This is a genomic window from Microbispora sp. CA-102843 (assembly GCF_050936215.1).
In the GTDB taxonomy this organism is placed as follows: domain Bacteria; phylum Actinomycetota; class Actinomycetes; order Streptosporangiales; family Streptosporangiaceae; genus Microbispora.
This window is the reverse complement of sequence record NZ_JBNJNF010000001.1, coordinates 8,477,886-8,503,261: the sequence shown is the minus strand read 5'-3', so window position 1 is coordinate 8,503,261 and position 25,376 is coordinate 8,477,886. Positions and strand designations below refer to the sequence as shown.

The window sequence follows — 25,376 nt, the reverse complement described above, 5'->3', positions numbered from 1 at the left end:
AAACGAGATGGGAGATGTAGAGGTCTTGTGCACGACTCATGAGGGTTTGCCCGGTGCCAGCGCGCTTGTGGCGTTAGGCGCATAGGGTCAAGGGCAGGTAAAGGGGGACACCGAAGGGATGGACACAATGCGACGACTACTGGTGGCCGCCGGGGCGGTGGCCGCGATCACGGTCGCGGGATGCGGGACGACCGCGACTCCGTCTCTCCAGAACGCACAGCTGTCAGCGGCCGAGGTCATCCAGCAGACCGCGAAGAAGGCCGACGACGTCAACACCTATGCCGCGGACCTCGTGGTGAACGTCACCGACGCCACGGGCGGTCAGGGAGGCGTCGTCCAGGGCACCATGCTCTACCAGAAGACCCCGCAGATCACGTCCGACATCAACCTCAGCCAGGTGGCGTTCAACGGGCAGAACGTGCCCGGCGGCGTGCGGGTGATCGTCCAGGGCGACGTGGCGTACGTGAAGCTCGACATGCTCAAGACCCTGGTGGGCGCCACCAAGCCGTGGATCAGGCTCGACCTGAAGCAGCTCGGCTCGCAGGCCGGCGTGAACGTCGACCAGTACCTCGCCCAGGCCCAGCAGTTCGACCTGAAGACGAGCGTCGCCATGCTCACGGCGTCCAAGGACGTGAAGTCGGTGGGCAGCGAGCAGGTCGGCGGGGTGGACACGACCCACTACTCGGGCTCTTTCCCGGTGGACGAGGCGGTCAAGCAGCTTCCCGAGGACCAGCGCGGCCGCCTGCAGGGCGAGCTCGCGGCCGCCAAGGACGTCAAGTTCGACGCCTGGATCGACGCCCAGGGCCTGCCGCGCAAGGTCGAGCTGAACGGCGGCAAGCCGGACGCCGGCACCTTCAAGGCCACGGCGATGTTCAAGTCGTTCAACGAGCCGGTCTCGATCGAGGCGCCGGCCGCCGACCAGGTCGGTGAGCTGCCGCAGACGCTGCAGCAGCCGTCCGGCATCGGAAGCTGATTTGGCGTCCTGCCGGTTGACAACGTAGTCTGTCTCCTGCCAAAGACCGCCGGTCGTCGTCGGGCGTACAGCCCGGTGACCGAAGGATCCACGTGAGTGGACGGCCCGCGTAGGTGTGGAGAAGCTTGAGGACGTTTGACGTCCACCCAAGCCCCGTGCGCCTGCGCCGGGGCTTGTCTGTTTTCTGAGGGCCTTCGCCGGCGGCACATCTGGAAGGAGGCCCATGGCGAAGGCGGAGAAGAGCGTCGCGATCGCCGAGCTCAAGAGTGAGTTCGAGGGATCCAGCGCCGCCGTTCTGACCGAATACCGCGGTCTCACCGTCGCTCAGCTCAAGCAGCTGCGCGTCTCTCTCGGTGGGAATGCGAAGTTCGCCGTGGCGAAGAACACGCTCACCAAGATCGCGGCTAACAACGCCGGGATCACCTCCCTGGACGACCTGTTCCAGGGGCCGACCGCCATCGCGTTCGTCAAGGGCGACGTCGTGGAGGCGGCCAAGGGTCTGCGTGACTTCGCCAAGGCCAACCCCCTCCTGGTGATCAAGGGTGGCGTCGTCGACGGCAAGTCGATGACCCCCGACGAGATCACGAAGCTTGCCGACCTTGAGTCCCGCGAGGTGCTCCTCGCGAAGCTGGCCGGCGCACTGAAGGCCAAGCAGTCCCAGGCTGCCGCCACCTTCGCCGCGCTGCCCACCACGATGGCTCGACTGGCCGAGGCTCTGCGCGCCAAGCGCGAAGAGGCCGGCGAGTAGGTCCGCGCAGCGGACGGGGGAAGCGCGCACCGCGGTCCCTTTTCACGTTTTTTGCTAGATCCACTGGAGGAACACATCATGGCGAAGCTCAGCACCGACGAGCTGCTCGAGTCCTTCAAGGAGATGACCCTCCTTGAGCTGTCCGAGTTCGTGAAGGTCTTCGAGGAGACCTTCGACGTCAAGGCCGCCGCTCCGGTCGCCGTCGCCGCCGCCCCGGCCGCCGGTGGCGCCGGTGCCGCCGCCGAGGAGGCCGAGGAGCAGGACGAGTTCGACGTCATCCTCGAGGCCGCCGGCGACAAGAAGATCCAGGTCATCAAGGAGATCCGCGCCCTGACGAGCCTGGGCCTCAAGGAGGCCAAGGACCTCGTGGACGGCGCTCCGAAGCCGGTCTTCGACGGCAAGGTCAACAAGGAGCAGGCCGAGAAGGCGAAGGCTGCCCTCGAGGGCGCCGGCGCCACCGTCACCGTCAAGTAAGACGGTTTCGTAACACGCTTCACCGAAGGGGCGGGTCCATCCAGGTGCCGGATGGGGCCGCCCCTTTCGCATGCCCGGAAGTCGTACGGAATCCAGACCCTATGGGCAGGGCGGGCCCGTTGATCTATCGTGCGGAATAGGATCCGCGCGACGTGATCGGGCCGAGACGACCGGGTGCTCAGGAGGTGCGGGGATGCGGCGCGCGCTGACCGTCGGGCTCGTCCTCCTCGTGGCCGTGCTGGCGCTGGCGGTCCAGCATCTCGCCCGGGCCCGTACGGAGGCACTCGCCGCGGAGCAGGACCGGGAGATGGCCGTACAGGCCGCCGCGGCGCACGCCGTGAGCCTCATGTCGATCGACCACCGCCGCATCGACGACGACATCAAACGCGCGCTGGCGACCTCCACGGGCCCGGAGCGGGCGCAGTACGCCGCCGGGCAGGCGGCCCTGAGGACCGCCACGCTGAAGAACAAGGCCGTCCAGACGGGGGTCCTGCGGGCCTCCGCGCTCGCCTCTCTCGACGGCGACCGGCGTACGGCCCAGGTGCTGATCGTCGGCGACGCGGTGATCCACTGGGAGGACGGCAGGAAGACCCCTCCGGAGGAGCGCTTCTTCCGCTGGCGCATGGACGTCACGAAGGCCTCGGGCCTGTGGCTGGTCTCGCGGGCGGAGCTGGTGCAGTGAGGCGGCTGCTGCGGGTGCTGGGGGTCCTCGTGGCGGCCGGGCTGGCCGTCGCCGCCGTGTGGCTGCTGCTCGACCTGCGCCGCCTCCAGGCCGCCGAGAGGGCGTCCCGGGAGGCCCTCTCGGCCGCCCGGTCCTACGCGCCCGACATGTTGTCGTACGACTACCGTACGATCGAGCGGGACATGCTGAGGGCGGGCGCGCACGCCACCGGGCAGCTGGCGGACCACTACCGGACGCTCGTGGCGACGCTCGGCCCGCAGGCGCGCGAGCGCCAGACGGTCCAGCACGCGGTCGTGGCCGCCGCCGGCGTGGAGTCGGCGACGCCGGAAGAGGTCCGGGTGCTGTTGTTCGTGAACATGGTCACGACGCGGTCGGGCCCGGGTCAGGAGGAGCCGAAGCAGCAGGTCAGCCAGGGAAGGGCGCGCCTGGTCATGGTGACGCAGGGCGACGGCTGGCGGGCCTCAAGGCTGTCCACGCTCCTGGGTGACACGCCCGTTCCCTGAGCGCGTGGCTAAATTGTTAGTAAAGAAGACGTTTAAGCCGTGCCTGCGGCTGGGTATTCAGGGCACGGCGGCATCGACCGAGGGTCAGCGTTGGGCCGTTCGCGTGACTGAGCGTTACCCGTCTCCGGTCCCGGGTAGGGACTGGATCCCCGGCGCTCGCTCGGTCCCGAGGGCGGAAAAACCCAGCGTGACGCCTGTCGGTTAGGCGAAATGTCGGCTCTCGGGCTTGACGTTTCGGCGCTGACGGGTGATGCTGCCACCAACGTGGAGCGCAGAGCGATAGCGGAGTGGACAGGTGTATGCCGATCGGCTACACTGCCCCTTTGCGCTGCCCTTTGACGACCGTCTCTCTGAGTAACTCTTAGTCTTGGTCGTCTGGCGTGCGTGTAGTCAGTCCGCGAGCCCTCGGAAGGACATCTGTTGGCAGCCTCGCGCAACGCCTCCGCCGTACCCGCTGGTCCCCGAACCGTGTCGTTCGCACGTATCGAGGAGCCGCTCGAAGTACCCGACCTTCTCGCCTTGCAGACCGAGTCCTTCGACTGGTTGCTCGGGAACGAGAAATGGAAGGGCCGGGTTGAGGCGGCTCGCCAGGCCGGGCGCAAGGACGTCCCGGCCCAGTCGGGTCTCGAAGAGATCTTCGAGGAGATCAGTCCCATTGAGGACTTCTCCGGAACCATGTCCCTGTCGTTCCGGGATCACAGGTTCGAGCCGCCCAAGTACTCAGTCGATGAGTGCAAAGACAAGGACATGACCTACTCCGCCCCGATGTTCGTCACGGCGGAGTTCATCAATAACACCACAGGTGAGATCAAGAGCCAGACGGTGTTCATGGGCGACTTCCCGCTCATGACGTCGAAGGGCACCTTCATCATCAACGGCACCGAGCGTGTCGTGGTCTCCCAGCTCGTCCGGTCCCCTGGTGTCTACTTCGACCGCTCGGTCGACAAGACCTCCGACAAGGACCTGTTCGGCTGCCGGGTGATCCCGTCGCGCGGCGCGTGGCTCGAGTTCGAGATCGACAAGCGTGACAGTGTCGGCGTGCGCATCGACCGCAAGCGCAAGCAGCCCGTCACGGTGCTGCTGAAGGCGCTCGGCTGGACCAGCGACCAGATTCTGGAGCGTTTCGGTCAGTACGAGTCGATGCGGGCGACCCTGGAGAAGGACCACACCTCCGGCCAGGACGACGCGCTGCTGGACATCTACCGCAAGCTGCGTCCGGGCGAGCCGCCGACCAAGGAGTCGGCGCAGGCGCTGCTGGAGAACCTGTACTTCAACCCGAAGCGCTACGACCTGGCCAAGGTCGGCCGTTACAAGATCAACAAGAAGCTGGGCGTCCAGTCCGACATCACCCAGGGCACGCTGACCGACGAGGACATCGTGTCCACCATCGAGTACATCGTCCGGCTGCACGCCGGTGAGGAGACGATGGGCCCGGACGGCTCGGTGGTCGTCGAGACCGACGACATCGACCACTTCGGCAACCGCCGTCTGCGCAGTGTCGGCGAGCTGATCCAGAACCAGGTCCGCCTGGGCCTGGCCCGCATGGAGCGCGTCGTCCGCGAGCGTATGACCACGCAGGACGTCGAGGCGATCACGCCGCAGACCCTGATCAACATCCGCCCGGTCGTGGCGTCGATCAAGGAGTTCTTCGGCACCTCGCAGCTGTCGCAGTTCATGGACCAGACGAACCCGCTGGCCGGCCTGACGCACAAGCGGCGTCTGTCCGCCCTCGGCCCGGGTGGTCTGTCGCGTGAGCGCGCGGGCTTCGAGGTCCGCGACGTGCACCCGTCGCACTACGGCCGCATGTGCCCGATCGAGACGCCGGAAGGGCCGAACATCGGTCTGATCGGCTCGCTGTCCTCCTACGGGCGGGTCAACTCGTTCGGCTTCGTGGAGACGCCGTACCGGAAGGTCGTCGACGGCCGGGTCACCGAAGAGATCGACTACCTGACCGCGGACGTGGAGGACCGGCACGTCGTGGCGCAGGCCAACACGGTCCTGAACGCCGACGGCACCTTCGCCGAGACCCGCGTGCTCGCCCGCCGCAAGGGCGGCGAGTTCGAGGCGGTCCACCCGTCCGAGGTCGACTACATGGACGTCTCACCGCGCCAGATGGTGTCGGTGGCGACCGCGATGATTCCGTTCCTGGAGCACGACGACGCCAACCGCGCGCTCATGGGTTCGAACATGCAGCGTCAGTCGGTGCCTCTGCTCAAGAGTGAGGCTCCGCTGGTCGGCACCGGCATGGAGTATCGCGCCGCGACCGACGCCGGTGACGTCATCACGGCCGAGAAGGCCGGTGTGGTGGAGGAGGTCTCGGCCGACTACGTCACCGTGATGAACGACGACGGCACGCGGACGACGTATCGGGTGGCGAAGTTCAAGCGGTCGAACCAGGGCACCTGCTTCAACCAGAAGCCGATCGTGGCCGAGGGCGACCGGGTCGAGCGGGGTCAGGTCGTCGCCGACGGTCCGTGCACCGACAACGGTGAGATGGCGCTCGGTAAGAACCTGCTGGTGGCGTTCATGCCGTGGGAGGGTCACAACTACGAGGACGCGATCATCCTGTCCCAGCGTCTGGTGCAGGACGACGTGCTGTCGTCGATCCACATCGAGGAGCACGAGGTCGACGCCCGCGACACCAAGCTGGGCCCCGAGGAGATCACGCGGGACATCCCGAACGCCTCCGAGGACGCTCTGGCCGACCTGGACGAGCGTGGCATCATCCGGATCGGTGCCGAGGTGGTGACCGGTGACATCCTGGTGGGCAAGGTCACTCCCAAGGGTGAGACGGAGCTGACTCCTGAGGAGCGGCTGCTGCGTGCGATCTTCGGTGAGAAGGCGCGTGAGGTCCGTGACACCTCGTTGAAGGTGCCGCACGGTGAGTCCGGCAAGGTCATCGGGGTGCGGGTGTTCAGCCGTGAGGAGGGCGACGAGCTTCCTCCGGGTGTCAACGAGCTGGTCCGTGTCTATGTGGCGCAGAAGCGCAAGATCACCGATGGTGACAAGCTCGCCGGCCGTCACGGCAACAAGGGCGTCATCTCCAAGATCCTGCCGGTGGAGGACATGCCGTTCCTGGAGGACGGCACGCCGGTCGACATCGTGCTCAACCCGCTGGGCGTGCCCGGCCGGATGAACGTCGGCCAGGTGCTGGAGACACATCTCGGCTGGATCGCCGCCCGCGGATGGGACGTCTCCGGTCTCGAGGAGGTCTGGGCCGAGCGGCTGCGCGACAAGGGCATGGACCGGGTCGAGCCCTGGACCAAGGTCGCCACGCCGGTGTTCGACGGCGCCCACGAGGAGGAGATCGTCGGCCTGCTCGACAACACCCTGCTCAACCGGGACGGCTCCCGCATGGTGGGGGAGAACGGCAAGGCGCGGCTGTTCGACGGCCGCTCCGGCGAGCCGTTCCCGCACCCGATCTCGGTCGGCTACATCTACATCCTGAAGCTGCTGCACCTGGTCGACGACAAGATCCACGCTCGCTCGACCGGCCCGTACTCGATGATCACCCAGCAGCCGCTGGGTGGTAAGGCGCAGTTCGGCGGCCAGCGCTTCGGCGAGATGGAGGTGTGGGCGCTGGAGGCCTACGGCGCGGCCTACGCGCTGCAGGAGCTCCTGACGATCAAGTCCGACGACGTCCTGGGCCGAGTGAAGGTCTACGAGGCCATCGTCAAGGGCGAGAACATCCCCGAGGCGGGCATTCCCGAGTCCTTCAAGGTCCTCATCAAGGAGATGCAGTCACTCTGTCTGAACGTCGAGGTTCTCTCCAGCGACGGCATGTCGATCGAGATGAGGGACACCGACGAGGACGTCTTCCGCGCGGCGGAGGAGCTCGGCATCGACCTGTCCCGGCGTCCCCACGAGGGCGCGATGACCGTCGACGAGGTCTGATTCAAAAGGGGATTATCTAGTGCTCGACGTCAACTTCTTCGACGAGCTGCGCATCGGCCTCGCGACCGCCGACGACATCAGGCAGTGGTCGCACGGCGAGGTGAAGAAGCCGGAGACCATCAACTACCGGACCCTCAAGCCGGAGAAGGACGGGCTCTTCTGCGAGAAGATCTTCGGTCCGACCCGGGACTGGGAGTGCTACTGCGGCAAGTACAAGCGCGTCCGCTTCAAGGGCATCATCTGTGAGCGCTGTGGCGTCGAGGTCACGCGCGCCAAGGTGCGCCGCGAGCGGATGGGCCACATCGAGCTGGCCGCTCCGGTCACCCACATCTGGTACTTCAAGGGCGTCCCGTCGCGCCTCGGTTACCTGCTCGACCTGGCCCCGAAGGACCTGGAGAAGGTCATCTACTTCGCGGCCTACATGATCACGCATGTCGACACCGAGATGCGTGACCGCGACCTGCCGTCGCTGGAGGCGAAGATCTCCGTCGAGCGGCAGCACATCGAGCAGCGCCGTGACGCCGACATCGAGGCCCGCCAGAAGAAGCTCGAGGCGGACCTGGCCGAGCTGGAGGCCGCCGGCGCCAAGGGCGACGCCCGTCGCAAGGTGCGTGAGGGCGCCGACCGCGAGATGCGCCAGCTCCGCGACCGGGCCCAGCGCGAGCTGGACCGGCTCGAGGAGGTCTGGAGCCGCTTCAAGAACCTCAAGGTCCAGGACCTGGAGGGCGACGAGCTGCTCTACCGCGAGATGCGCGACCGGTTCGGCCGCTTCTTCCGCGGTGGCATGGGCGCCCAGGCCATCCAGGAGCGGCTGGCCAGCTTCGACCTGGAGGCCGAGGCGGAGAACCTGCGGGAGACCATCCGCAGCGGCAAGGGCCAGAAGAAGGCCCGCGCCCTCAAGCGGCTCAAGGTCGTCGCGGCGTTCCTCAACACCCGCAACTCGCCGAGCGGCATGGTCCTCGACTGCATCCCGGTGATCCCGCCGGACCTGCGGCCGATGGTTCAGCTCGACGGTGGCCGCTTCGCCACCTCGGACCTGAACGACCTGTACCGCCGGGTCATCAACCGGAACAACCGCCTCAAGCGTCTGCTCGACCTCGGCGCGCCCGAGATCATCGTGAACAACGAGAAGCGGATGCTCCAGGAGGCCGTCGACGCCCTGTTCGACAACGGCCGCCGCGGCCGCCCGGTCACGGGCCCCGGCAACCGCCCGCTGAAGTCCCTCAGCGACATGCTGAAGGGTAAGCAGGGTCGTTTCCGGCAGAACCTGCTCGGCAAGCGCGTCGACTACTCCGGCCGTTCGGTCATCGTCGTCGGCCCGCAGCTCAAGCTCCACCAGTGCGGCCTGCCCAAGCAGATGGCGCTGGAGCTGTTCAAGCCGTTCGTGATGAAGCGCCTGGTCGATCTCAACCACGCGCAGAACATCAAGTCCGCCAAGCGGATGGTCGAGCGGTCCAAGCCGGTCGTGTGGGACGTGCTGGAAGAGGTCATCACCGAGCACCCGGTGCTGCTCAACCGCGCGCCCACCCTGCACCGCCTGGGCATCCAGGCCTTCGAGCCGCAGCTCGTCGAGGGTAAGGCCATCCAGATCCACCCGCTCGTCTGCACCGCGTTCAACGCGGACTTCGACGGCGACCAGATGGCGGTGCACCTGCCGCTGTCGGCCGAGGCCCAGGCCGAGGCCCGGATCCTGATGCTGTCCACCAACAACATCCTCAAGCCGGCGGACGGCAAGCCGGTGACGATGCCCACGCAGGACATGGTCATCGGTCTGTACTGGCTGACCACCCAGAAGGAGGGTGGCGTAGGCGAGGGCCGGGTGTTCGCCTCGGTGTCCGAGGCCCTCATGGCCTTCGACCGCCACGAGCTGGACATCCAGGCCAAGGTCCGGGTGCGGCTCAAGGACGTCCCGCCGCCGCGCGGCTGGGAGGCTCCTGAGGGCTGGGAGACCGGCGACCCGATCCGGCTGGAGACCACGCTGGGCCGGTGCCTGTTCAACCAGACGCTGCCCGCCAACTACCCCTTCGTGAACTACCAGGTCGGCAAGAAGCAGCTCTCGGCGATCGTCAACGAGCTGGCCGAGCGGTACCCGAAGGTGGAGGTGGCCAACGCGCTCGACGCGCTGAAGGACGCCGGCTTCTACTGGGCGACCCGCGCCGGTGTCACGATCTCCATCGAGGACGTCGTGGCGCCGCCGAACAAGGCCGCCATCATGGAGTCGTACGAGAAGCGCGCCGACAAGGTCCAGCGGGAGTACGACCGCGGTCTGATCACCGACGAGGAGCGCCGTCAGGAGCTCATCGAGATCTGGACCCACGCGACGGCGGACGTCGAGACCGACATGGTCAACGCGTTCCCGGCGACCAACCCGGTCTGGATGATGGTCAACTCCGGCGCCCGCGGTAACCGCATGCAGGTCCGGCAGATCGCCGGCATCCGCGGCCTGGTGTCCAACACCAAGGGTGAGACGATCCCGCGGCCGATCAAGTCCTCCTTCCGCGAGGGCCTGTCGGTGCTGGAGTACTTCATCTCGACCCACGGCCAGCGGAAGGGTCTGGCGGACACCGCCCTGCGGACCGCCGACTCCGGTTACCTGACCCGTCGTCTGGTCGACGTCGCGCAGGACGTCATCGTGCGCGAGATCGACTGCGGCACCGACCGGGCCGTCCCGCTGCACGTCGGCGAGCGCGACTCCCAGGGCAACCTGGTCAAGGCCGAGAACGCCGAGAGCAACGTGCACGGGCGCATCCTGGCCGAGGACGTCGAGGTGGACGGCAAGCTCGTCGCGTCGGCGGGCGTCGACATCAACGACGACATCGTGACGGCGCTGGTCAACGCCGGCATCGAGACGGTCAGGACCCGCAGCACGCTCGTCTGCGAGGCCAAGATCGGTGTCTGCGCGACCTGCTACGGCCGTTCGCTGGCCACCGGCAAGCTCGTGGACGTCGGCGAGGCCGTCGGCATCATCGCGGCCCAGTCGATCGGTGAGCCCGGCACGCAGCTGACCATGCGTACCTTCCACACCGGTGGTGTGGCAGGTGCCGACATCACCCACGGTCTGCCGCGTGTCCAGGAGCTGTTCGAGGCGCGCATCCCCAAGGGTGTCGCTCCGATCAGCGAGGTCGCCGGCCGAGTCCGGATCGACGAGACCGACAAGACCCGCAAGATCGTCATCACTCCGGACGACGGCTCCGACGAGATCGCCTACCCGGTGTCGATGCGGTCGCGCCTGCTGGTCTCCGAGGGGCAGCACGTGGACGTCGGCCAGCTTCTGGTCGCCGGTGCGCGCAACCCGAACGAGGTCCTGCGCATCCTCGGCCCGCGTGCCGTCCAGCTCCACCTGGTGGACGAGGTGCAGCAGGTCTACCGCTCGCAGGGTGTGTCGATCCACGACAAGCACATCGAGGTCATCGTCCGGCAGATGCTCAAGCGCGTGAACGTGCTGGAGTCCGGTGACACCGAGCTGCTGCCCGGTGAGCTCGTCGAGCGGCCGCGCTTCGAGGCGATGAACCGTCAGACCGTTGCGGAGGGCGGCCAGCCGGCCTCCGGCCGTCCGGTCCTGATGGGCATCACCAAGGCCTCGCTGGCCACGGAGTCGTGGCTGTCGGCGGCGTCCTTCCAGGAGACGACGCGAGTCCTCACCGACGCGGCGATCCACGCAAAGTCGGACTCGCTGCTCGGCCTGAAGGAGAACGTCATCATCGGTAAGCTCATCCCGGCCGGTACGGGCATGCCCCAGTACCGCAACATCCGGGTGGAGCCGACCGAGGAGGCCAAGGCCGCGATGTACACGGTCGGCGGCTACGACGGCTCTGCGGCGGACTACACGTTCGGCTCCGGCAGCGGCGAGGCCGTCCCGCTGGAGGAGTACGACTTCGGCCAGTACGGCCGTTGACAGGTCGCCGCGGTGAGCGATCGCCGCGGCGGGGACGTACGGAAGCGGCCCGGGGCATCCCGCCCCGGGCCGCTTTCCGTTGTCCGCGCTCGGCGTACGCGCGGTGCCGGGCGGGGACGGCGTGGAAACCGTGAGAAGCCGCTCGTGGGGGCGGTATGATAGGAGGCCGAGTCCTTCGGCGGTCCGGCTTGGGCCGTCGGCGTAGCGACATGTTGAGACAGCGGGGCACGTCCCTCCGGGGCGTCCTCCTCTGTTTTGACGTGTTGTAGGGGGGCGGGTAGGCTTTACCTCCGTGCCCTTCTGTGGGCTCGCACGCGTGCGCTCAAATGCCGCTTCTCGACGAGAGAGGCGTGTGGGGGCGCCGCGTGATTCCTCCAGATCGACCGGGTCCGCCCGGGTGTGATGCGACAAGAGCGCGACACGCCCGAGCGCGGGGGTCGAAGGGGATGGAAAACCAGCAGGTCATGACACCGGCAGAACCTGCAAGCCTGTGAGAGGCGGCATCGCCACCTCGACCGGGTCCTACGTATCACCGGCTAGGCACGAAACGGAGACGCGGTGCCCACCATTCAGCAGTTGGTCCGGAAGGGCCGGCAGGACAAGGTCAGCAAGACCAAGACTCCTGCCCTCAAGGGGAGCCCGCAGCGGCGCGGCGTTTGCACCCGCGTTTACACGACGACCCCCAAGAAGCCCAACTCGGCGCTGCGCAAGGTGGCCCGTGTTCGGCTCACCAACGGCATCGAGGTCACGGCTTACATCCCCGGGGTGGGCCACAACCTCCAGGAGCACTCGATGGTGCTCGTGCGTGGTGGTCGTGTGAAGGACCTGCCGGGTGTTCGCTACAAGATCATCCGCGGTTCGCTGGACACCCAGGCTGTCCGCAACCGCAAGCAGGCCCGCAGCCGTTACGGCGCTAAGAAGGAGAAGAGCTGACATGCCGCGCAAGGGTTCCCCTGGTCGCCGCCAGCTGGTCGCTGACCCGGTGCACAGCTCGCCGCTGGTCACCGCACTCATCAACAAGGTTCTCCTGGACGGCAAGCGCTCCCTCGCGCAGTCGATCGTCTACGGCGCCCTCGAGGGCTGCAAGGACAAGACCGGCAACGACCCGGTCGTCACCCTCAAGCGCGCTCTCGACAACGTCCGCCCGACGCTCGAGGTGAAGAGCCGCCGCGTCGGTGGCGCCACCTACCAGGTGCCCGTCGAGGTCAAGGCCTCGCGCAGCACCACGCTGGCGCTGCGCTGGCTCGTCCAGTACTCCCGGGCGCGCCGCGAGAAGACCATGACCGAGCGGCTCATGAACGAGCTGCTCGACGCGAGCAACGGCCTCGGCGCCAGCGTCAAGCGGCGCGAGGACACGCACAAGATGGCCGAGTCCAACAAGGCCTTCGCCCACTACCGCTGGTAGTGAGCACCGACGACGAGTTAAGGACGCGAAGAAGTGGCCACCACGACCGCTCTTGACCTGGCCAGGGTCCGCAACATCGGGATCATGGCCCATATCGATGCGGGCAAGACCACGACGACTGAGCGCATCCTGTTCTACACCGGCATCAACTACAAGCTCGGTGAGGTCCATGAGGGCGCTGCCACCATGGACTGGATGGAGCAGGAGCAGGAGCGCGGCATCACGATCACGTCCGCCGCGACCACCTGTAGCTGGCTTGATCACACGATCAACATCATCGACACGCCCGGACACGTGGACTTCACCATCGAGGTCGAGCGGTCGCTGCGTGTTCTCGACGGCGCGGTCGCGGTGTTCGACGGTGTCGCGGGCGTGGAGCCGCAGTCGGAGACGGTCTGGCGCCAGGCCGACCGGTATGGCGTGCCCCGCATCTGCTTCGTGAACAAGATGGACCGGGTCGGCGCGGAGTTCCACCGCTGTGTCGACATGATGATCAACCGGCTGGGCTCCACCCCGGTGGTCATCCAGCTTCCCTGGGGCGTCGAGGCCGACTTCAAGGGCGTCATCGACCTGGTGAAGATGAAGGGTCTGCTCTGGAGCGCCGAGGCGGCCAAGGGCGAGATGTACGACACCGTCGACATCCCGGCCGACCACGCCGACGCCGCCCGTGAGTGGCGCGACAAGCTCGTCGAGACCGTCGCGGAGAACGACGACGAGCTCATGGAGCTCTTCCTGGAGGGCGTCGAGCCCACCGAGGAGCAGCTCGTCGCGGCCATCCGCCGGGCGACCGTCGCCGGCTCGATCAACCCGGTCCTGTGCGGCACCGCGTTCAAGAACAAGGGCGTGCAGCCCCTGCTCGACGCGATCGTCGCCTACCTCCCGGCTCCCACCGACATCCCGGCCTTCAAGGGCCACGCGGTGGGCAACGAGGAGGAGATCGTCGAGCGCCACGCGGACCCGAGCGAGCCCTTCGCCGCCCTGGCGTTCAAGATCATGAGCGACCCGCACCTGGGCAAACTGACTTACATCCGCGTCTACTCCGGAACGCTCGAGGCCGGCACCACCGTGGTGAACTCGGTCAAGGGCAAGAAGGAGCGGATCGGCAAGATCTACCAGATGCACGCGAACAAGCGCGAGGAGCGCCCGACCGCGACCGCTGGTCAGATCGTGGCCGTCATGGGCCTGAAGGACACCACCACCGGTGACACCCTCTCGGACCCGGTCAAGCAGGTCGTCCTCGAGTCGATGACGTTCCCGGCGCCGGTCATCAACGTGGCCATCGAGCCCAAGACCAAGGGCGACCAGGAGAAGCTGGGCACCGCGATCCAGCGGCTGGCCGAGGAGGACCCGTCCTTCCAGGTCCGCCGTGACGAGGAGACCGGCCAGACGGTCATCTGGGGCATGGGCGAGCTCCACCTGGAGATCCTCGTCGACCGGATGCGCCGCGAGTTCAAGGTCGAGGCGAACGTCGGCCGCCCGCAGGTCGCCTACCGCGAGACCATCCGCCGCAAGGTGGAGAAGGTCGAGTACACGCACAAGAAGCAGACCGGTGGTTCCGGCCAGTTCGCGCGCGTGATCATCAACCTGGAGCCGCTGGGCGAGGGCAACGACGGTTACGAGTTCGAGAACAAGGTCACCGGTGGCCGCATCCCGCGGGAGTACATCCCGTCGGTGGACGCGGGCGCGCAGGAGGCGGCCGAGTTCGGCGTGCTCGCCGGCTACCCGATGGTCGGTGTCAAGGTCACGCTTCAGGACGGCGCCTTCCACGAGGTCGACTCGTCGGAAATGGCCTTCAAGATTGCCGGCTCGATGGCCTTCAAGGAGGCCGCGCGCAAGGCGGACGCCGTACTCCTCGAGCCGATGATGGCCGTCGAGGTCACCACGCCCGAGGACTACATGGGAGATGTCATCGGCGACCTCAACGGTCGTCGCGGACAGATCCAGGCAATGGACGAACGGTCCGGCGCCCGTGTCATCAGGGCGCTCGTTCCGCTCTCCGAGATGTTCGGCTACGTGGGCGACCTGCGCAGCCGTACTCAGGGACGGGCGAGCTACAGCATGCAGTTCGACTCCTACGCGGAGGTGCCCCCGGGCATCGCCAAGGAGATCGTCGCGAAGGCTCGGGGCGAATAGTTCCGCTCGCTGTAGGGTGGGGCGCTCTCGGGCGCCCCGCCGTACAGAGCCTGAGGTAGAAGACGCAAGTCAAGTCAGAATCTCAAGGAGACAGACCAGTGGCCAAGGCCAAGTTCGAGCGGAACAAGCCGCACGTGAACATCGGCACCATTGGGCACATCGACCACGGCAAGACCACTCTGACCGCGGCGATCACCAAGGTGCTTCACGACCGTTTCCCGCAGCTCAACGAGGCGACCCCGTTCGACAAGATCGACAAGGCGCCCGAGGAGAAGGCTCGCGGAATCACCATCTCCATCGCGCACGTCGAGTACCAGACCGAGAAGCGCCACTACGCCCACGTGGACTGCCCCGGTCACGCCGACTACGTGAAGAACATGATCACCGGTGCCGCCCAGATGGACGGCGCGATCCTGGTGGTCGCGGCGACCGACGGCCCCATGCCGCAGACGAAGGAGCACGTCCTCCTGGCCCGCCAGGTCGGCGTCCCCTACATCGTCGTGGCCCTCAACAAGGCCGACATGGTCGACGACGAGGAGATCCTGGAGCTCGTCGAGCTCGAGGTCCGCGAGCTGCTGTCCGCCCAGGAGTTCCCGGGCGACGACCTGCCGGTCGTGCGCGTATCGGCGCTCAAGGCGCTCGAGGGCGACGAGAAGTGGGGCGACTCGATCATCGAGCTCATGAACGCCGTGGACGAGAACGTCCCCGAGCCCGTTCGTGACACCGACAAGCCGTTCCTCATGCCGATCGAGGACGTGTTCTCGATCACCGGTCGTGGCACCGTCGTCACCGGCCGTATCGAGCGCGGTATCGTCAAGGTCAACGAGACCGTCGACATCATCGGCATCAAGGAGAAGAGCACCACGACGACCGTCACCGGCGTCGAGATGTTCCGCAAGCTCCTCGACGAGGGCCAGGCCGGTGACAACGTCGGTCTGCTCCTGCGCGGCATCAAGCGCGAGGATGTCGAGCGCGGTCAGTGTGTCATCAAGCCGGGCACGACCACCCCGCACACCGAGTTCGAGGCGCAGGTCTACATCCTGTCCAAGGACGAGGGCGGCCGCCACACGCCGTTCTTCAACAACTACCGTCCTCAGTTCTACTTCCGTACGACTGACGTGACGGGCGTGGTGAACCTGCCGGAGGGCACCGAGATGGTCATGCCCGGTGACAACACCGAGATGACCGTCCAGCTCATCCAGCCGATCGCCATGGAAGAGGGCCTGAAGTTCGCGATCCGCGAGGGTGGCCGCACCGTCGGCGCCGGTCGCGTCACGAAGGTCATCAAGTAGCAGCACCGCTGGGCGGCGGTCGGGTCCACAGGGGCCTGACCGCCGCACCACGCAGGGGCCGGAGACGGCCCCCCACGGGCGACGAGACCGTGATCTCGCAGTGCTTTCGGCCGAACGCGGGCCGAAGCCACTGCCAGATCACGGAGGACCGGACAGGCTCCGGGACGTCGGTCGCGTGGAAACGACCTGCGGCAACAGGCCGCGCGAAGCTTTATAGGACGACAGCGAAGGACACCGAGGCCATTATGGCGGGACAGAAGATCCGCATCCGGCTTAAGGCGTATGACCACGAGGTCATCGACAGCTCGGCCAAGAAGATCGTCGAGACGGTGACGCGGACCGGCGCCAAGGTCGCTGGCCCGGTGCCGCTGCCGACCGAGAAGAACGTGTACTGCGTCATCCGGTCGCCGCACAAGTACAAGGACAGCCGCGAGCACTTTGAGATGCGTACGCACAAGCGGCTGATTGACATCATCGACCCGACGCCGAAGACGGTCGACTCGCTCATGCGTCTCGACCTTCCCGCCGGCGTGGACATCTCGATCAAGCTCTAAGGAACGCACTGACATGGCTAAGCAGATCAAGGGCGTCCTGGGCAAGAAGCTCGGCATGACCCAGGTCTTCGACGAGGCGAACCGGGTGATCCCGGTCACCGTCGTCGAGGCCGGTCCGTGCGTGGTGACCCGGGTCCGCACTCCGGAGAAGGATGGCTACTCCGCCGTCCAGCTCGGCTACGGGCAGATCGACCCGCGCAAGGTGAACAAGCCCCTGGGCGACTACCTGCGCAAGCACGACATCACCCCGCGCCGCTACTTCGCCGAGGTTCGCACCGACGACGCCTCCGAGTACACGGTCGGCCAGGAGCTCCTCGCCGACACCTTCGAGGCCGGCCAGTACATCGACGTCACGGGCAAGAGCAAGGGCAAGGGCTACGCCGGTGTCATGAAGCGCCACAACTTCCGTGGTCTGAGCGCTTCGCACGGTACCCAGCGCAAGCACCGCTCCCCGGGCTCCATCGGTGGCTGCGCCACCCCGGGCCGCGTCTTCAAGGGCGTGCGCATGGCCGGCCGGATGGGCAACGTCCGCACGACGGTCCAGAGCCTCAAGGTGCACGCCGTGGACGCCGAGAAGGGCCTCATCCTGATCAAGGGTGCGATCCCCGGCGCCAACGGCAGCCTGGTTCTCCTCCGCACCGCTGCCAAGAAGGGGGTTGCTGCGAAGTGACCACGACCATTGACGTCCTCGACGCCAGCGGCGCCAAGACGGGGACCGTCGACCTCCCCGGGGAGGTCTTCGGGGCCAAGGTCAACGTCCCGCTGATCCACCAGGTGGTCGTCGCCCAGCTCGCCGCTCGTCGGCAGGGCACCCACGCCACCAAGACCCGCGGCGACGTCTCCGGCGGCGGCAAGAAGCCGTACCGGCAGAAGGGCACCGGCCGCGCCCGCCAGGGCTCGACCCGCGCTCCGCAGTTCGCCGGCGGTGGCGTCGTCCACGGCCCGCAGCCGCGCTCGTACGAGCAGCGGACGCCCAAGAAGATGAAGGCGGCGGCCCTCAAGGGCGCGCTGTCCGACCGCGCCGGCGGCGGCCGCGTCCACGTGGTGAGCAGCCTGGTCACGGGTGACACGCCCAAGACCAAGGCCACCCTGGAGGCGCTGCGCAAGATCACGCAGGCCCGCAGCGTGCTCGTCGTGGTCGACGAGAACGACGAGGTCACCTGGCTCAGCCTGCGGAACGCGCCCGAGGTCCACCTGCTGGACGCGGGACAGCTGAACACCTACGACGTGCTGTGCCACGACGACGTGGTCTTCACCCGTGAGGCCTACGACCAGGTCGTGGCCCGGCTGGCGAACAGCGGGAAGGAAGAGGCCTGATGCAGAAGATCGCCGACCCGCGCGACATCATCCTCAAGCCGATCGTCTCCGAGAAGAGCTACGGCCTGATCGATGAGCACAACAAGTACACGTTCCTGGTGCGCAAGGGTGCCAACAAGACGCAGGTGAAGATCGCCGTTGAGCAGATCTTCGGCGTCAAGGTGACCGGCGTGAACACGATCAACCGCCAGGGCAAGCGCAAGCGGACCAAGCACGGTTACGGCCAGCGCCCGGACTCCAAGCGCGCGATCGTGAGCCTGGCCGAGGGCGAGCGGATCGACATCTTCGGTCAGATCGGCTAGCACCTGCCGCAGCGGGGAGAGGGGCCCCTCGCCACCGAGCGAGGGACTCGCCCCATTGAGTAAGCACCGGGGGGACCGCCGAGAGGCGGACCCCGACCGGTACGAACCGACGAAGGATGAACGAAAGAGATGGGCATCCGTAAGTACAAGCCGACGACTCCGGGTCGTCGCGGCGCGAGCGTCTCGGATTTCGCCGAGATCACGCGCAGCACCCCGGAGAAGTCGCTGCTTGCCCCCCTGCACAGCAAGGGCGGCCGTAACGTCCACGGCCGGGTGACCGCCCGGCACCAGGGAGGCGGGCACAAGCGCGCCTACCGGATCATCGACTTCCGCCGCCACGACAAGGACGGGGTCCCGGCCAAGGTCGCTCACATCGAGTACGACCCGAACCGCACCTCCCGCATCGCGCTGCTGCACTACGCCGACGGCGAGAAGCGCTACATCATCGCCCCGGTCGGCCTCAAGCAGGGGGACCGCGTCGAGAACGGCCCCACGGCCGACATCAAGCCGGGCAACTGCCTGCCGCTGCGCAACATCCCGACCGGTACCTTCATCCACGCGGTGGAGCTGCGTCCCGGTGGTGGCGCCAAGCTCGGCCGTAGCGCCGGCGCGCAGATCCAGCTGCTCGCCAAGGAGGGCATGTACGCCACGCTGCGTATGCCGTCCGGAGAAATGCGTCAGGTCGACGTGCGCTGCCGGGCCTCGGTTGGCCAGGTGGGCAACGCCGAGCAGGCCAACATCAGCATCGGCAAGGCCGGCCGTAACCGCTGGAAGGGCAAGCGCCCCACGGTCCGCGGTGTCGCCATGAACCCGGTCGACCACCCGCACGGCGGTGGTGAGGGCAAGACCTCCGGTGGTCGCCACCCGGTGAACCCGAAGGGCAAGCCCGAGGGCCGCACCCGACAGCCGAACAAGCCCAGCGACCGGCTGATCATCCGTCGTCGGAGCAAGAGGAAGAAGCGGTAGGAGCAGCCGAAATGCCACGTAGTCTTAAGAAGGGTCCCTTCGTGGACGATCACCTTCAGAAGAAGGTGGACGCCCAGAACGAGAAGGGCACCAAGAACGTCATCAAGACGTGGTCGCGGCGCTCCATGATCGTGCCCGACATGATCGGCCACACGATCGCCGTGCACGACGGGCGCAAGCACGTCCCGGTGTTCGTCACCGAGTCGATGATCGGTCACAAGCTCGGTGAGTTCGCCCCCACGCGGACGTTCCGCAGCCACGTCAAGGAAGACCGCCGCAGCCGGCGGTAAGCGCCTTCAAGCCAGCAGTTAGAGGAGAAAGCGATGGAAGCCAGGGCACAGGCGCGGTACGCGCGCCACACGCCCCGGAAGGCCCGCCGCGTGGTGGACCTCATTCGCGGGCTGCCCGCTTCGGAGGCGCAGGCCGTGCTGCAGTTCGCTCCCCAGTCGGCGAGCGAGACCGTTTACAAGGTGCTCTCGAGCGCGATCGCGAACGCTGAGCACAACTTCAAGCTCGACCGGGACACGCTCTTCGTGAGCCGGGCATGGGTCGACGAGGGCCCGACGCTCAAGCGCTTCCGCCCGCGTGCCCAGGGTCGTGCCTATCGGATCAACAAGCGGACCAGCCACATCACTGTGATCGTGGAGTCCCGCGAGCCGAAGGGAAGGACCCGCTAGTGGGCCAGAAGGTTAACCCGCACGGGTTCCGCCTCGGCATCACGACCGACTTCAAGAGCCGGTGGTACGCCGACAAGCTGTACAAGTCGTACGTCGCCGAGGACGTGGCGATCCGTCGCATGCTGCAGAAGGGCATGGAGCGGGCCGGCATCTCCAAAGTCGAGATCGAGCGCACGACCGACCGCGTCCAGGTCGACATCCACACCGCCCGGCCGGGCATCGTCATCGGCCGCCGCGGCGCCGAGGCCGACCGCATCCGCGGCGACCTGGAGAAGCTGACCAAGAAGCAGGTCCAGCTGAACATCCTCGAGGTGAAGAACCCCGAGATCGACGCGCAGCTCGTCGCGCAGGGCGTGGCCGAGCAGCTGTCCAGCCGCGTCTCGTTCCGCCGGGCCATGCGCAAGGCCATGCAGTCCGCCATGAAGAGCGGAGCCAAGGGCATCCGTGTCCAGTGCTCCGGCCGTCTCGGCGGCGCCGAGATGTCGCGCTCGGAGTTCTACCGCGAGGGCCGTGTGCCCCTGCACACGCTCCGCGCGGACGTGGACTACGGCTTCTACGAGGCCCGCACCACCTTCGGCCGCATCGGCGTGAAGGTGTGGATCTACAAGGGCGAGGCTCCGACCAGCCGTTCCGAGCGGGAGGCGGCCGCGGCCGGCGCCCGCGCGGGCCAGCGTCGTGAGCGCGACGACCGTCGCGGTGGCGCGGGCGAGCGTCCGCGTCGTGGCGGCGGCGAGCGTCCGCGTCGTGGCGGCGCAGGCCGTTCCGACCGTGCACCCAGGACCGAGGCGGCCGCGCAGGCCGCCCCCGAGACCGGCCCGGCGGAGCAGCCGGGTGCTGAAGGGAGCTGACCATGCTGATCCCGCGCAGGGTCAAGCACCGCAAGCAGCACCGGCCCGACCGCAGCGGCGCCGCCAAGGGCGGCACCAGGGTCGTCTTCGGCGAGTTCGGCATTCAGGCGCTTGAGCACTCCTATGTGACCAACCGCCAGATCGAGGCCGCGCGTATCGCCATGACCCGGCACATCCGCCGTGGCGGCAAGGTGTGGATCAACATCTTCCCGGACCGCCCCCTGACGAAGAAGCCGGCCGAGACCCGTATGGGTTCCGGTAAGGGTTCTCCGGAGTGGTGGATCGCCAATGTCAAGCCCGGCCGTGTCATGTTCGAGCTGTCCGGTGTCGCCGAGCCCGTGGCCCGCGAGGCCATGCGGCGCGCGATGCACAAGCTCCCCATGAAGTGCCGTTTCGTCAAGCGTGAAGTGGGTGAGGCGTGATGGCTAAGGGTCTGACCGCCGCGGAGCTGCGTGTCGAGGACCAGGAGGTTCTGGTCCAGAAGCTGAAGGAAGCCAAGGAGGAGCTGTTCAACCTCCGCTTCCAGTCGGCGACGGGTCAGCTGGAGAGCCACGGGCGGCTGCGCGCCGTCCGCCGCGAGATCGCCCGCATCTACACCGTGATGCGCGAGCGCGAGCTCGGAATCATCACGGTCGAGAAGGAGTCGAGCGATGTCTGAAGCAACCGAGACCCCGACCACTGAGACGCGGAACTACCGCAAGACCCGTGAGGGCCTGGTCGTCAGCGACAAGATGGACAAGACTGTCGTCGTCGCCGTCGAGGACCGCGTCAAGCACCCGCTGTACGGCAAGGTCATCCGCCGTACGACCAAGTACAAGGCCCACGACGAGCAGAACGCAGCCGGCGTCGGCGACCGCGTCCTCCTGATGGAGACCCGGCCGATGTCGGCCACCAAGCGGTGGCGCGTCGTCGAGATCCTCGAGAAGGCCAAGTAACACCACAGACGCGCCTCGTGGGGGGTGGGAGACCGCCCCCCATGATGGCGTCCAAGGGGCGGGGCCGACCATCGGTCCCGTCCGCCCGCGGCGGCGGTCGTACGGCTGTCGCCGAGGGAAAAAGACCACATCAGGTTCGGCCAGGCTCACCCCGAGGGTGAGAACCGGCACGACACACAGGAGTAGACGTGATCCAGCAGGAGTCGCGGCTCAAGGTCGCCGACAACACGGGTGCCAAGGAGATTCTTTGCATCCGCGTGCTCGGTGGCTCGGGTCGGCGCTACGCGGGAATCGGCGACATCATCGTGGGCACGGTGAAGGACGCCATTCCCGGCGGAGGCGTTAAGAAAGGCGACGTTGTCAAGGCTGTCGTGGTGCGCACCGTGAAGGAGCGCCGCCGCCCCGACGGCTCCTACATCCGCTTCGACGAGAACGCCGCCGTCATCATCAAGGACAGCGGCGACCCCCGGGGCACCCGCATCTTCGGCCCGGTGGGCCGCGAACTGCGCGACAAGAAGTTCATGCGCATCATCTCGCTCGCGCCGGAGGTGCTGTGATGCCGAAGCTGCACGTGAAGAAGGGCGACCTCGTCCAGGTCATCGCCGGCAAGGACAAGGGCGCCAAGGGCCGGATCATCGCCGCGTACCCCGACAGGGAGCGCGTGGTGGTCGAGGGCGTCAACATGATCAAGAAGCACTCCAAGGTCACCAACCAGGGCCCGCGCGGCGCCAAGGAGGGCGGCGTGCAGACCATGGAGGCTCCCATCCACGTGAGCAACGTCAAGAAGCTCAAGGATGACGAGAAGAAGCCCGAGAAGAAGGCCGCCGACAAGGGCGACGCCGAGGCGACGGGTGAGGACAGCTGATGACCGCCACGACTGAAGAGCGGATTGTTCCGCGCCTCAAGCAGCGCTACCGCGAGGAGATCATCGCGAAGCTGCGCGAGGAGTTCGGCATCGAGAACATCATGCAGGTGCCCACGATCACCAAGATCAAGGTGAACATGGGTGTCGGCGAGGCCGCCCGCGACTCGAAGCTCATCGAGGGCGCCGTGCGCGACCTGACCGCCATCACGGGCCAGAAGCCGGCCGTCGCCCGCGCCCGCAAGTCCATCGCGCAGTTCAAGCTGCGTGAGGGCATGCCGATCGGCGCGCACGTGACGCTGCGCGGCGACCGCATGTGGGAGTTCCTCGACCGCCTGCTGTCCCTGGCGCTGCCGCGTATCCGGGACTTCCGCGGCCTGTCGCCGAAGCAGTTCGACGGCAACGGCAACTACACCTTCGGCCTCACCGAGCAGGTCATGTTCCACGAGGTCGACCAGGACAGGGTGGACCGGCAGCGGGGCATGGACATCACGGTCGTGACCACCGCGAAGAACGACGAGCAGGGCCGGGCGCTGCTGAAGCTCCTCGGTTTCCCCTTCAAGGAGGCCTGATCATGGCGAAGACGTCGCTGAAGGTCAAGGCAGCGCGCAAGCAGAAGTTCGAGGTCCGGGCGTACACTCGGTGCTCCCGCTGCGGCCGTCCCCGCGCTGTCTACCGCAAGTTCGGGCTGTGCCGTGTGTGCTTCCGCGAGATGGCGCACCGGGGCGAGCTGCCCGGCATCACCAAGTCGAGCTGGTAAGCCCGCCGCGGGCCAGCCGTACAGAAGTCATATCAACCGGGCGCTGATCGCAGCGCCCACGACCACACCGAAGGTCCCATCGGGAAACCGCGGTGAGGAAGGCCACCGGCCATGACGATGACCGACCCGATCGCAGACATGCTGACGCGTCTGCGTAACGCGAACTCGGCCTATCACGACACCGTGAGCATGCCTTACTCCAAGATCAAGGCACACATCGCGGAGATCCTCCAGCAGGAGGGCTACATCCAGGGCTGGAGCGTCGAGGACGCGAAGGTTGGCAAGAACCTCGTGATGGAGCTGAAGTTCGGCCCCAGCCGCGAGCGCGCTATCGCGGGCCTGCGCCGGGTGTCGAAGCCCGGTCTGCGGGTCTATGCAAAGAAGGACAACCTGCCCCGCGTTCTGGGCGGCCTGGGCGTCGCGATCATCTCGACGTCCGGCGGTCTCATGACGGACCGGCAGGCGAGCAAGCGTGGAGTGGGCGGGGAAGTCCTCGCCTACGTCTGGTAACGAGGGGAGGAACTCAGCATGTCACGAATCGGACGGCTGCCCATCCCCGTACCGGCGGGTGTCGACATCACGATCGACGGCCGGGAGGTCCAGGTCAAGGGGCCCAAGGGCACGCTCACTCACACGGTCGCCGAGCCTATCGAGGTCTCGCGTGGCGAGGACGGCACCATCGCCGTCACCCGCCCGAACGACGAGAACAAGGTTCGTGCGCTGCACGGTCTGTCCCGCACGCTCATCGCCAACATGGTGGCGGGCGTCACGCAGGGCTACACGAAGACGCTCGAGATCGTCGGCGTCGGTTACCGCGTCCAGGCCAAGGGCCCGACGGAGCTGGAGTTCTCGCTGGGCTTCAGCCACCCGGTGATTGTCAAGGCCCCCGAGGGCGTCAGCTTCCGCGTCGAGAAGCCGACCCTGTTCCACGTGGACGGCATCGACAAGCAGAGGGTCGGCGAGATCGCCGCCAACATCAGGAAGCTGCGCAAGCCGGACCCGTACAAGGGCAAGGGCGTGCGCTACCAGGGCGAGGTTGTCCGCCGCAAGGTCGGAAAGGCTGGTAAGTAGGCATGGCTGGAAAGACTGCGTTCGGCAAGCACACGGCCGCCCGCACGGTCTCCCGGGCCCGCCGGCACCGCCGTGTCCGCAAGAGCCTGTTCGGCACGGCCGAGCGTCCGCGCCTGGTCGTCAACCGGTCCACGCGTCACCTGTTCGTGCAGATCGTCGACGACACTCAGGGCCACACGCTGGTGAGCGCGTCCACGATGGACGTCTCGCTGCGCAGCGCCGAGGGTGACAAGACCGAGAAGGCGAAGAAGGTCGGCGAGCTTCTCGCTCAGCGGGCCAAGACCGCCGGGATCACCGCTGTCGTGTTCGACCGCGGCGGCAACCGCTACGCGGGGCGCATCGCCGCTCTCGCGGACAGCGCCCGTGAAGGCGGGCTGGAGTTCTGATGGCTCCGGCCCGTGGGTCGCGACTGACGACCCGTCCCAAGAGCAACGAGAAGAGGAACCACTGATGGCTGCAGCTCCGCGTCGCGGTGCCGGCGGCGGTGGCGAGCGGCGTGACCGTCGTGATGACCGCCGCGGTGGCGCCGCAGACAAGGGCGTCTCGTACATCGAGCGCGTCGTAAAGATCAACCGAGTGGCCAAGGTCGTCCAGGGCGGTCGGCGCTTCAGCTTCACCGCGCTGGTCATCGTCGGCGACGGCAACGGTCTCGTCGGGGTCGGCTACGGCAAGGCCAAGGAGGTGCCCGCGGCGATCGCCAAGGGCGTCGAGGAGGCCAAGAAGCACTTCTTCAAGGTCCCGCGTATCCAGGGCACCATCCCGCACCCGGTGCAGGGCGAGGACGCCGCCGGCGTCGTCCTCCTGCGTCCGGCTTCGCCCGGTACGGGCGTCATCGCGGGTGGCCCGGTTCGCGCGGTCCTGGAGTGCGCCGGGATCCACGACGTGCTGTCCAAGTCGCTCGGCTCGGACAACCCGATCAACATCGTGCACGCCACCGTGGCCGCTCTGAAGGGTCTCAGCCGGCCCGAGGAGATCGCCGCCCGTCGTGGCCTGCCGATCGAGGATGTCGCTCCCAAGGCGATGCTGAAGGCCCGCGCCGAGGGCCTGGCCGAGGCGGCGGCTGCCGCGAAGGCGGTGAGCTAGCG

General features: G+C 67.2%; 30 protein-coding genes. All 30 read left to right on the top strand.

Translation table 11 applies throughout. The annotated features are described in order from the left end of the window. Nucleotides 1-127 precede the first annotated feature (127 nt). The 30 genes from ACQEVJ_RS39200 to rpsE all read left to right on the top strand — a co-directional run bounded on the left by ACQEVJ_RS39200 (nt 128) and on the right by rpsE (nt 25,374). The gene (locus tag ACQEVJ_RS39200; RefSeq protein WP_433109736.1) at nt 128-973 is read left to right on the top strand and encodes an LppX_LprAFG lipoprotein; all 846 of its coding nucleotides are present in this window, start codon (nt 128-130) and stop codon (nt 971-973) included. Between the two features lie 223 nt (nt 974-1,196). Beyond that, nucleotides 1,197-1,721 (top strand): 50S ribosomal protein L10, encoded by a 525-nt coding sequence (gene rplJ / locus ACQEVJ_RS39195; RefSeq protein WP_030510277.1) that lies wholly within the window; start codon nt 1,197-1,199, stop codon nt 1,719-1,721. A gap of 78 nt (nt 1,722-1,799) precedes the next feature. Continuing rightward, complete coding sequence (gene rplL, locus ACQEVJ_RS39190) at nt 1,800-2,195, top strand: 50S ribosomal protein L7/L12 (protein WP_433109735.1); 396 nt, start codon at nt 1,800-1,802, stop codon at nt 2,193-2,195. Between the two features lie 193 nt (nt 2,196-2,388). Continuing rightward, nucleotides 2,389-2,877: a hypothetical protein gene (locus tag ACQEVJ_RS39185; protein WP_433109734.1), complete on the top strand. Its 489-nt coding sequence runs from the start codon at nt 2,389-2,391 to the stop codon at nt 2,875-2,877. Then, a complete protein-coding gene (locus tag ACQEVJ_RS39180; RefSeq protein ID WP_433109733.1) occupies nt 2,874-3,380 on the top strand; it encodes a hypothetical protein in 507 nt (168 codons plus the stop codon). Before ACQEVJ_RS39185 ends, ACQEVJ_RS39180 begins: the two co-directional genes overlap by 4 nt. A 420-nt stretch (nt 3,381-3,800) precedes the next feature. Further along, nucleotides 3,801-7,274, top strand: a complete 3,474-nt coding sequence (gene rpoB / locus ACQEVJ_RS39175; protein ID WP_433109732.1) for a DNA-directed RNA polymerase subunit beta — start codon at nt 3,801-3,803, stop codon at nt 7,272-7,274. A 19-nt stretch (nt 7,275-7,293) separates the two neighbouring features. Next, the gene (locus ACQEVJ_RS39170) at nt 7,294-11,169 is read left to right on the top strand and encodes a DNA-directed RNA polymerase subunit beta' (protein ID WP_433109731.1); all 3,876 of its coding nucleotides are present in this window, start codon (nt 7,294-7,296) and stop codon (nt 11,167-11,169) included. Between the two features lie 558 nt (nt 11,170-11,727). Beyond that, nucleotides 11,728-12,102: a 30S ribosomal protein S12 gene (rpsL, locus tag ACQEVJ_RS39165; protein ID WP_030508316.1), complete on the top strand. Its 375-nt coding sequence runs from the start codon at nt 11,728-11,730 to the stop codon at nt 12,100-12,102. 1 nt (nt 12,103) lies between these two features. Then, nucleotides 12,104-12,574: a 30S ribosomal protein S7 gene (rpsG, locus tag ACQEVJ_RS39160; RefSeq protein WP_433109730.1), complete on the top strand. Its 471-nt coding sequence runs from the start codon at nt 12,104-12,106 to the stop codon at nt 12,572-12,574. 84 nt (nt 12,575-12,658) lie between these two features. Continuing rightward, nucleotides 12,659-14,707, top strand: a complete 2,049-nt coding sequence (fusA, locus tag ACQEVJ_RS39155; protein ID WP_433113218.1) for an elongation factor G — start codon at nt 12,659-12,661, stop codon at nt 14,705-14,707. 98 nt (nt 14,708-14,805) lie between these two features. Further along, nucleotides 14,806-15,999, top strand: coding sequence for an elongation factor Tu (gene tuf / locus ACQEVJ_RS39150; protein WP_169985150.1), 1,194 nt, complete (start codon nt 14,806-14,808; stop codon nt 15,997-15,999). A 245-nt stretch (nt 16,000-16,244) separates the two neighbouring features. Further along, complete coding sequence (gene rpsJ / locus ACQEVJ_RS39145; protein ID WP_012887830.1) at nt 16,245-16,553, top strand: 30S ribosomal protein S10; 309 nt, start codon at nt 16,245-16,247, stop codon at nt 16,551-16,553. Nucleotides 16,554-16,566: 13 nt separating this feature from the next. After that, nucleotides 16,567-17,223 (top strand): 50S ribosomal protein L3, encoded by a 657-nt coding sequence (rplC, locus tag ACQEVJ_RS39140; protein ID WP_433109729.1) that lies wholly within the window; start codon nt 16,567-16,569, stop codon nt 17,221-17,223. Beyond that, nucleotides 17,220-17,870 carry a 50S ribosomal protein L4 gene (gene rplD, locus ACQEVJ_RS39135; RefSeq protein WP_433109728.1) on the top strand — a complete coding sequence of 217 codons (651 nt, stop codon included), beginning with the start codon at nt 17,220-17,222 and terminating at the stop codon, nt 17,868-17,870. The genes rplC and rplD overlap by 4 nt, the downstream gene beginning before the upstream one ends. Then, complete coding sequence (rplW, locus tag ACQEVJ_RS39130; RefSeq protein ID WP_142563129.1) at nt 17,870-18,172, top strand: 50S ribosomal protein L23; 303 nt, start codon at nt 17,870-17,872, stop codon at nt 18,170-18,172. The genes rplD and rplW overlap by 1 nt, the downstream gene beginning before the upstream one ends. Before the next feature lie 129 nt (nt 18,173-18,301). Next, a complete protein-coding gene (rplB, locus tag ACQEVJ_RS39125; protein ID WP_433109727.1) occupies nt 18,302-19,138 on the top strand; it encodes a 50S ribosomal protein L2 in 837 nt (278 codons plus the stop codon). An 11-nt stretch (nt 19,139-19,149) separates the two neighbouring features. Further along, nucleotides 19,150-19,428, top strand: a complete 279-nt coding sequence (gene rpsS / locus ACQEVJ_RS39120) for a 30S ribosomal protein S19 (protein WP_030508324.1) — start codon at nt 19,150-19,152, stop codon at nt 19,426-19,428. Between the two features lie 33 nt (nt 19,429-19,461). Beyond that, nucleotides 19,462-19,815, top strand: a complete 354-nt coding sequence (gene rplV / locus ACQEVJ_RS39115) for a 50S ribosomal protein L22 (protein ID WP_036328517.1) — start codon at nt 19,462-19,464, stop codon at nt 19,813-19,815. Further along, complete coding sequence (rpsC, locus tag ACQEVJ_RS39110) at nt 19,815-20,663, top strand: 30S ribosomal protein S3 (RefSeq protein WP_433109726.1); 849 nt, start codon at nt 19,815-19,817, stop codon at nt 20,661-20,663. Before rplV ends, rpsC begins: the two co-directional genes overlap by 1 nt. A gap of 2 nt (nt 20,664-20,665) precedes the next feature. Beyond that, on the top strand, nt 20,666-21,085 hold the full coding sequence (rplP, locus tag ACQEVJ_RS39105) for a 50S ribosomal protein L16 (protein ID WP_030508327.1): 420 nt from the start codon (nt 20,666-20,668) through the stop codon (nt 21,083-21,085). After that, nucleotides 21,085-21,321: a 50S ribosomal protein L29 gene (gene rpmC, locus ACQEVJ_RS39100; RefSeq protein WP_433109725.1), complete on the top strand. Its 237-nt coding sequence runs from the start codon at nt 21,085-21,087 to the stop codon at nt 21,319-21,321. The genes rplP and rpmC overlap by 1 nt, the downstream gene beginning before the upstream one ends. Beyond that, nucleotides 21,314-21,598: a 30S ribosomal protein S17 gene (gene rpsQ / locus ACQEVJ_RS39095; protein ID WP_433109724.1), complete on the top strand. Its 285-nt coding sequence runs from the start codon at nt 21,314-21,316 to the stop codon at nt 21,596-21,598. The genes rpmC and rpsQ overlap by 8 nt, the downstream gene beginning before the upstream one ends. Before the next feature lie 188 nt (nt 21,599-21,786). Next, entirely contained in the window at nt 21,787-22,155 is a 369-nt protein-coding gene (gene rplN / locus ACQEVJ_RS39090) for a 50S ribosomal protein L14 (protein ID WP_030508330.1), read from the top strand. An 8-nt stretch (nt 22,156-22,163) separates the two neighbouring features. Continuing rightward, nucleotides 22,164-22,463, top strand: coding sequence for a 50S ribosomal protein L24 (gene rplX / locus ACQEVJ_RS39085; protein ID WP_433113215.1), 300 nt, complete (start codon nt 22,164-22,166; stop codon nt 22,461-22,463). Beyond that, nucleotides 22,463-23,032: a 50S ribosomal protein L5 gene (gene rplE / locus ACQEVJ_RS39080; protein WP_433109723.1), complete on the top strand. Its 570-nt coding sequence runs from the start codon at nt 22,463-22,465 to the stop codon at nt 23,030-23,032. Before rplX ends, rplE begins: the two co-directional genes overlap by 1 nt. Nucleotides 23,033-23,034: 2 nt before the next feature. Then, nucleotides 23,035-23,220, top strand: a complete 186-nt coding sequence (locus ACQEVJ_RS39075; RefSeq protein WP_030451489.1) for a type Z 30S ribosomal protein S14 — start codon at nt 23,035-23,037, stop codon at nt 23,218-23,220. A gap of 111 nt (nt 23,221-23,331) precedes the next feature. Continuing rightward, the gene (rpsH, locus tag ACQEVJ_RS39070; RefSeq protein ID WP_030508333.1) at nt 23,332-23,730 is read left to right on the top strand and encodes a 30S ribosomal protein S8; all 399 of its coding nucleotides are present in this window, start codon (nt 23,332-23,334) and stop codon (nt 23,728-23,730) included. Between the two features lie 18 nt (nt 23,731-23,748). Then, on the top strand, nt 23,749-24,291 hold the full coding sequence (gene rplF, locus ACQEVJ_RS39065) for a 50S ribosomal protein L6 (protein WP_433109722.1): 543 nt from the start codon (nt 23,749-23,751) through the stop codon (nt 24,289-24,291). Between the two features lie 2 nt (nt 24,292-24,293). After that, on the top strand, nt 24,294-24,677 hold the full coding sequence (rplR, locus tag ACQEVJ_RS39060) for a 50S ribosomal protein L18 (RefSeq protein ID WP_433109721.1): 384 nt from the start codon (nt 24,294-24,296) through the stop codon (nt 24,675-24,677). Between the two features lie 64 nt (nt 24,678-24,741). After that, nucleotides 24,742-25,374: a 30S ribosomal protein S5 gene (gene rpsE / locus ACQEVJ_RS39055; protein WP_030508336.1), complete on the top strand. Its 633-nt coding sequence runs from the start codon at nt 24,742-24,744 to the stop codon at nt 25,372-25,374. Nucleotides 25,375-25,376 lie beyond the last annotated feature (2 nt).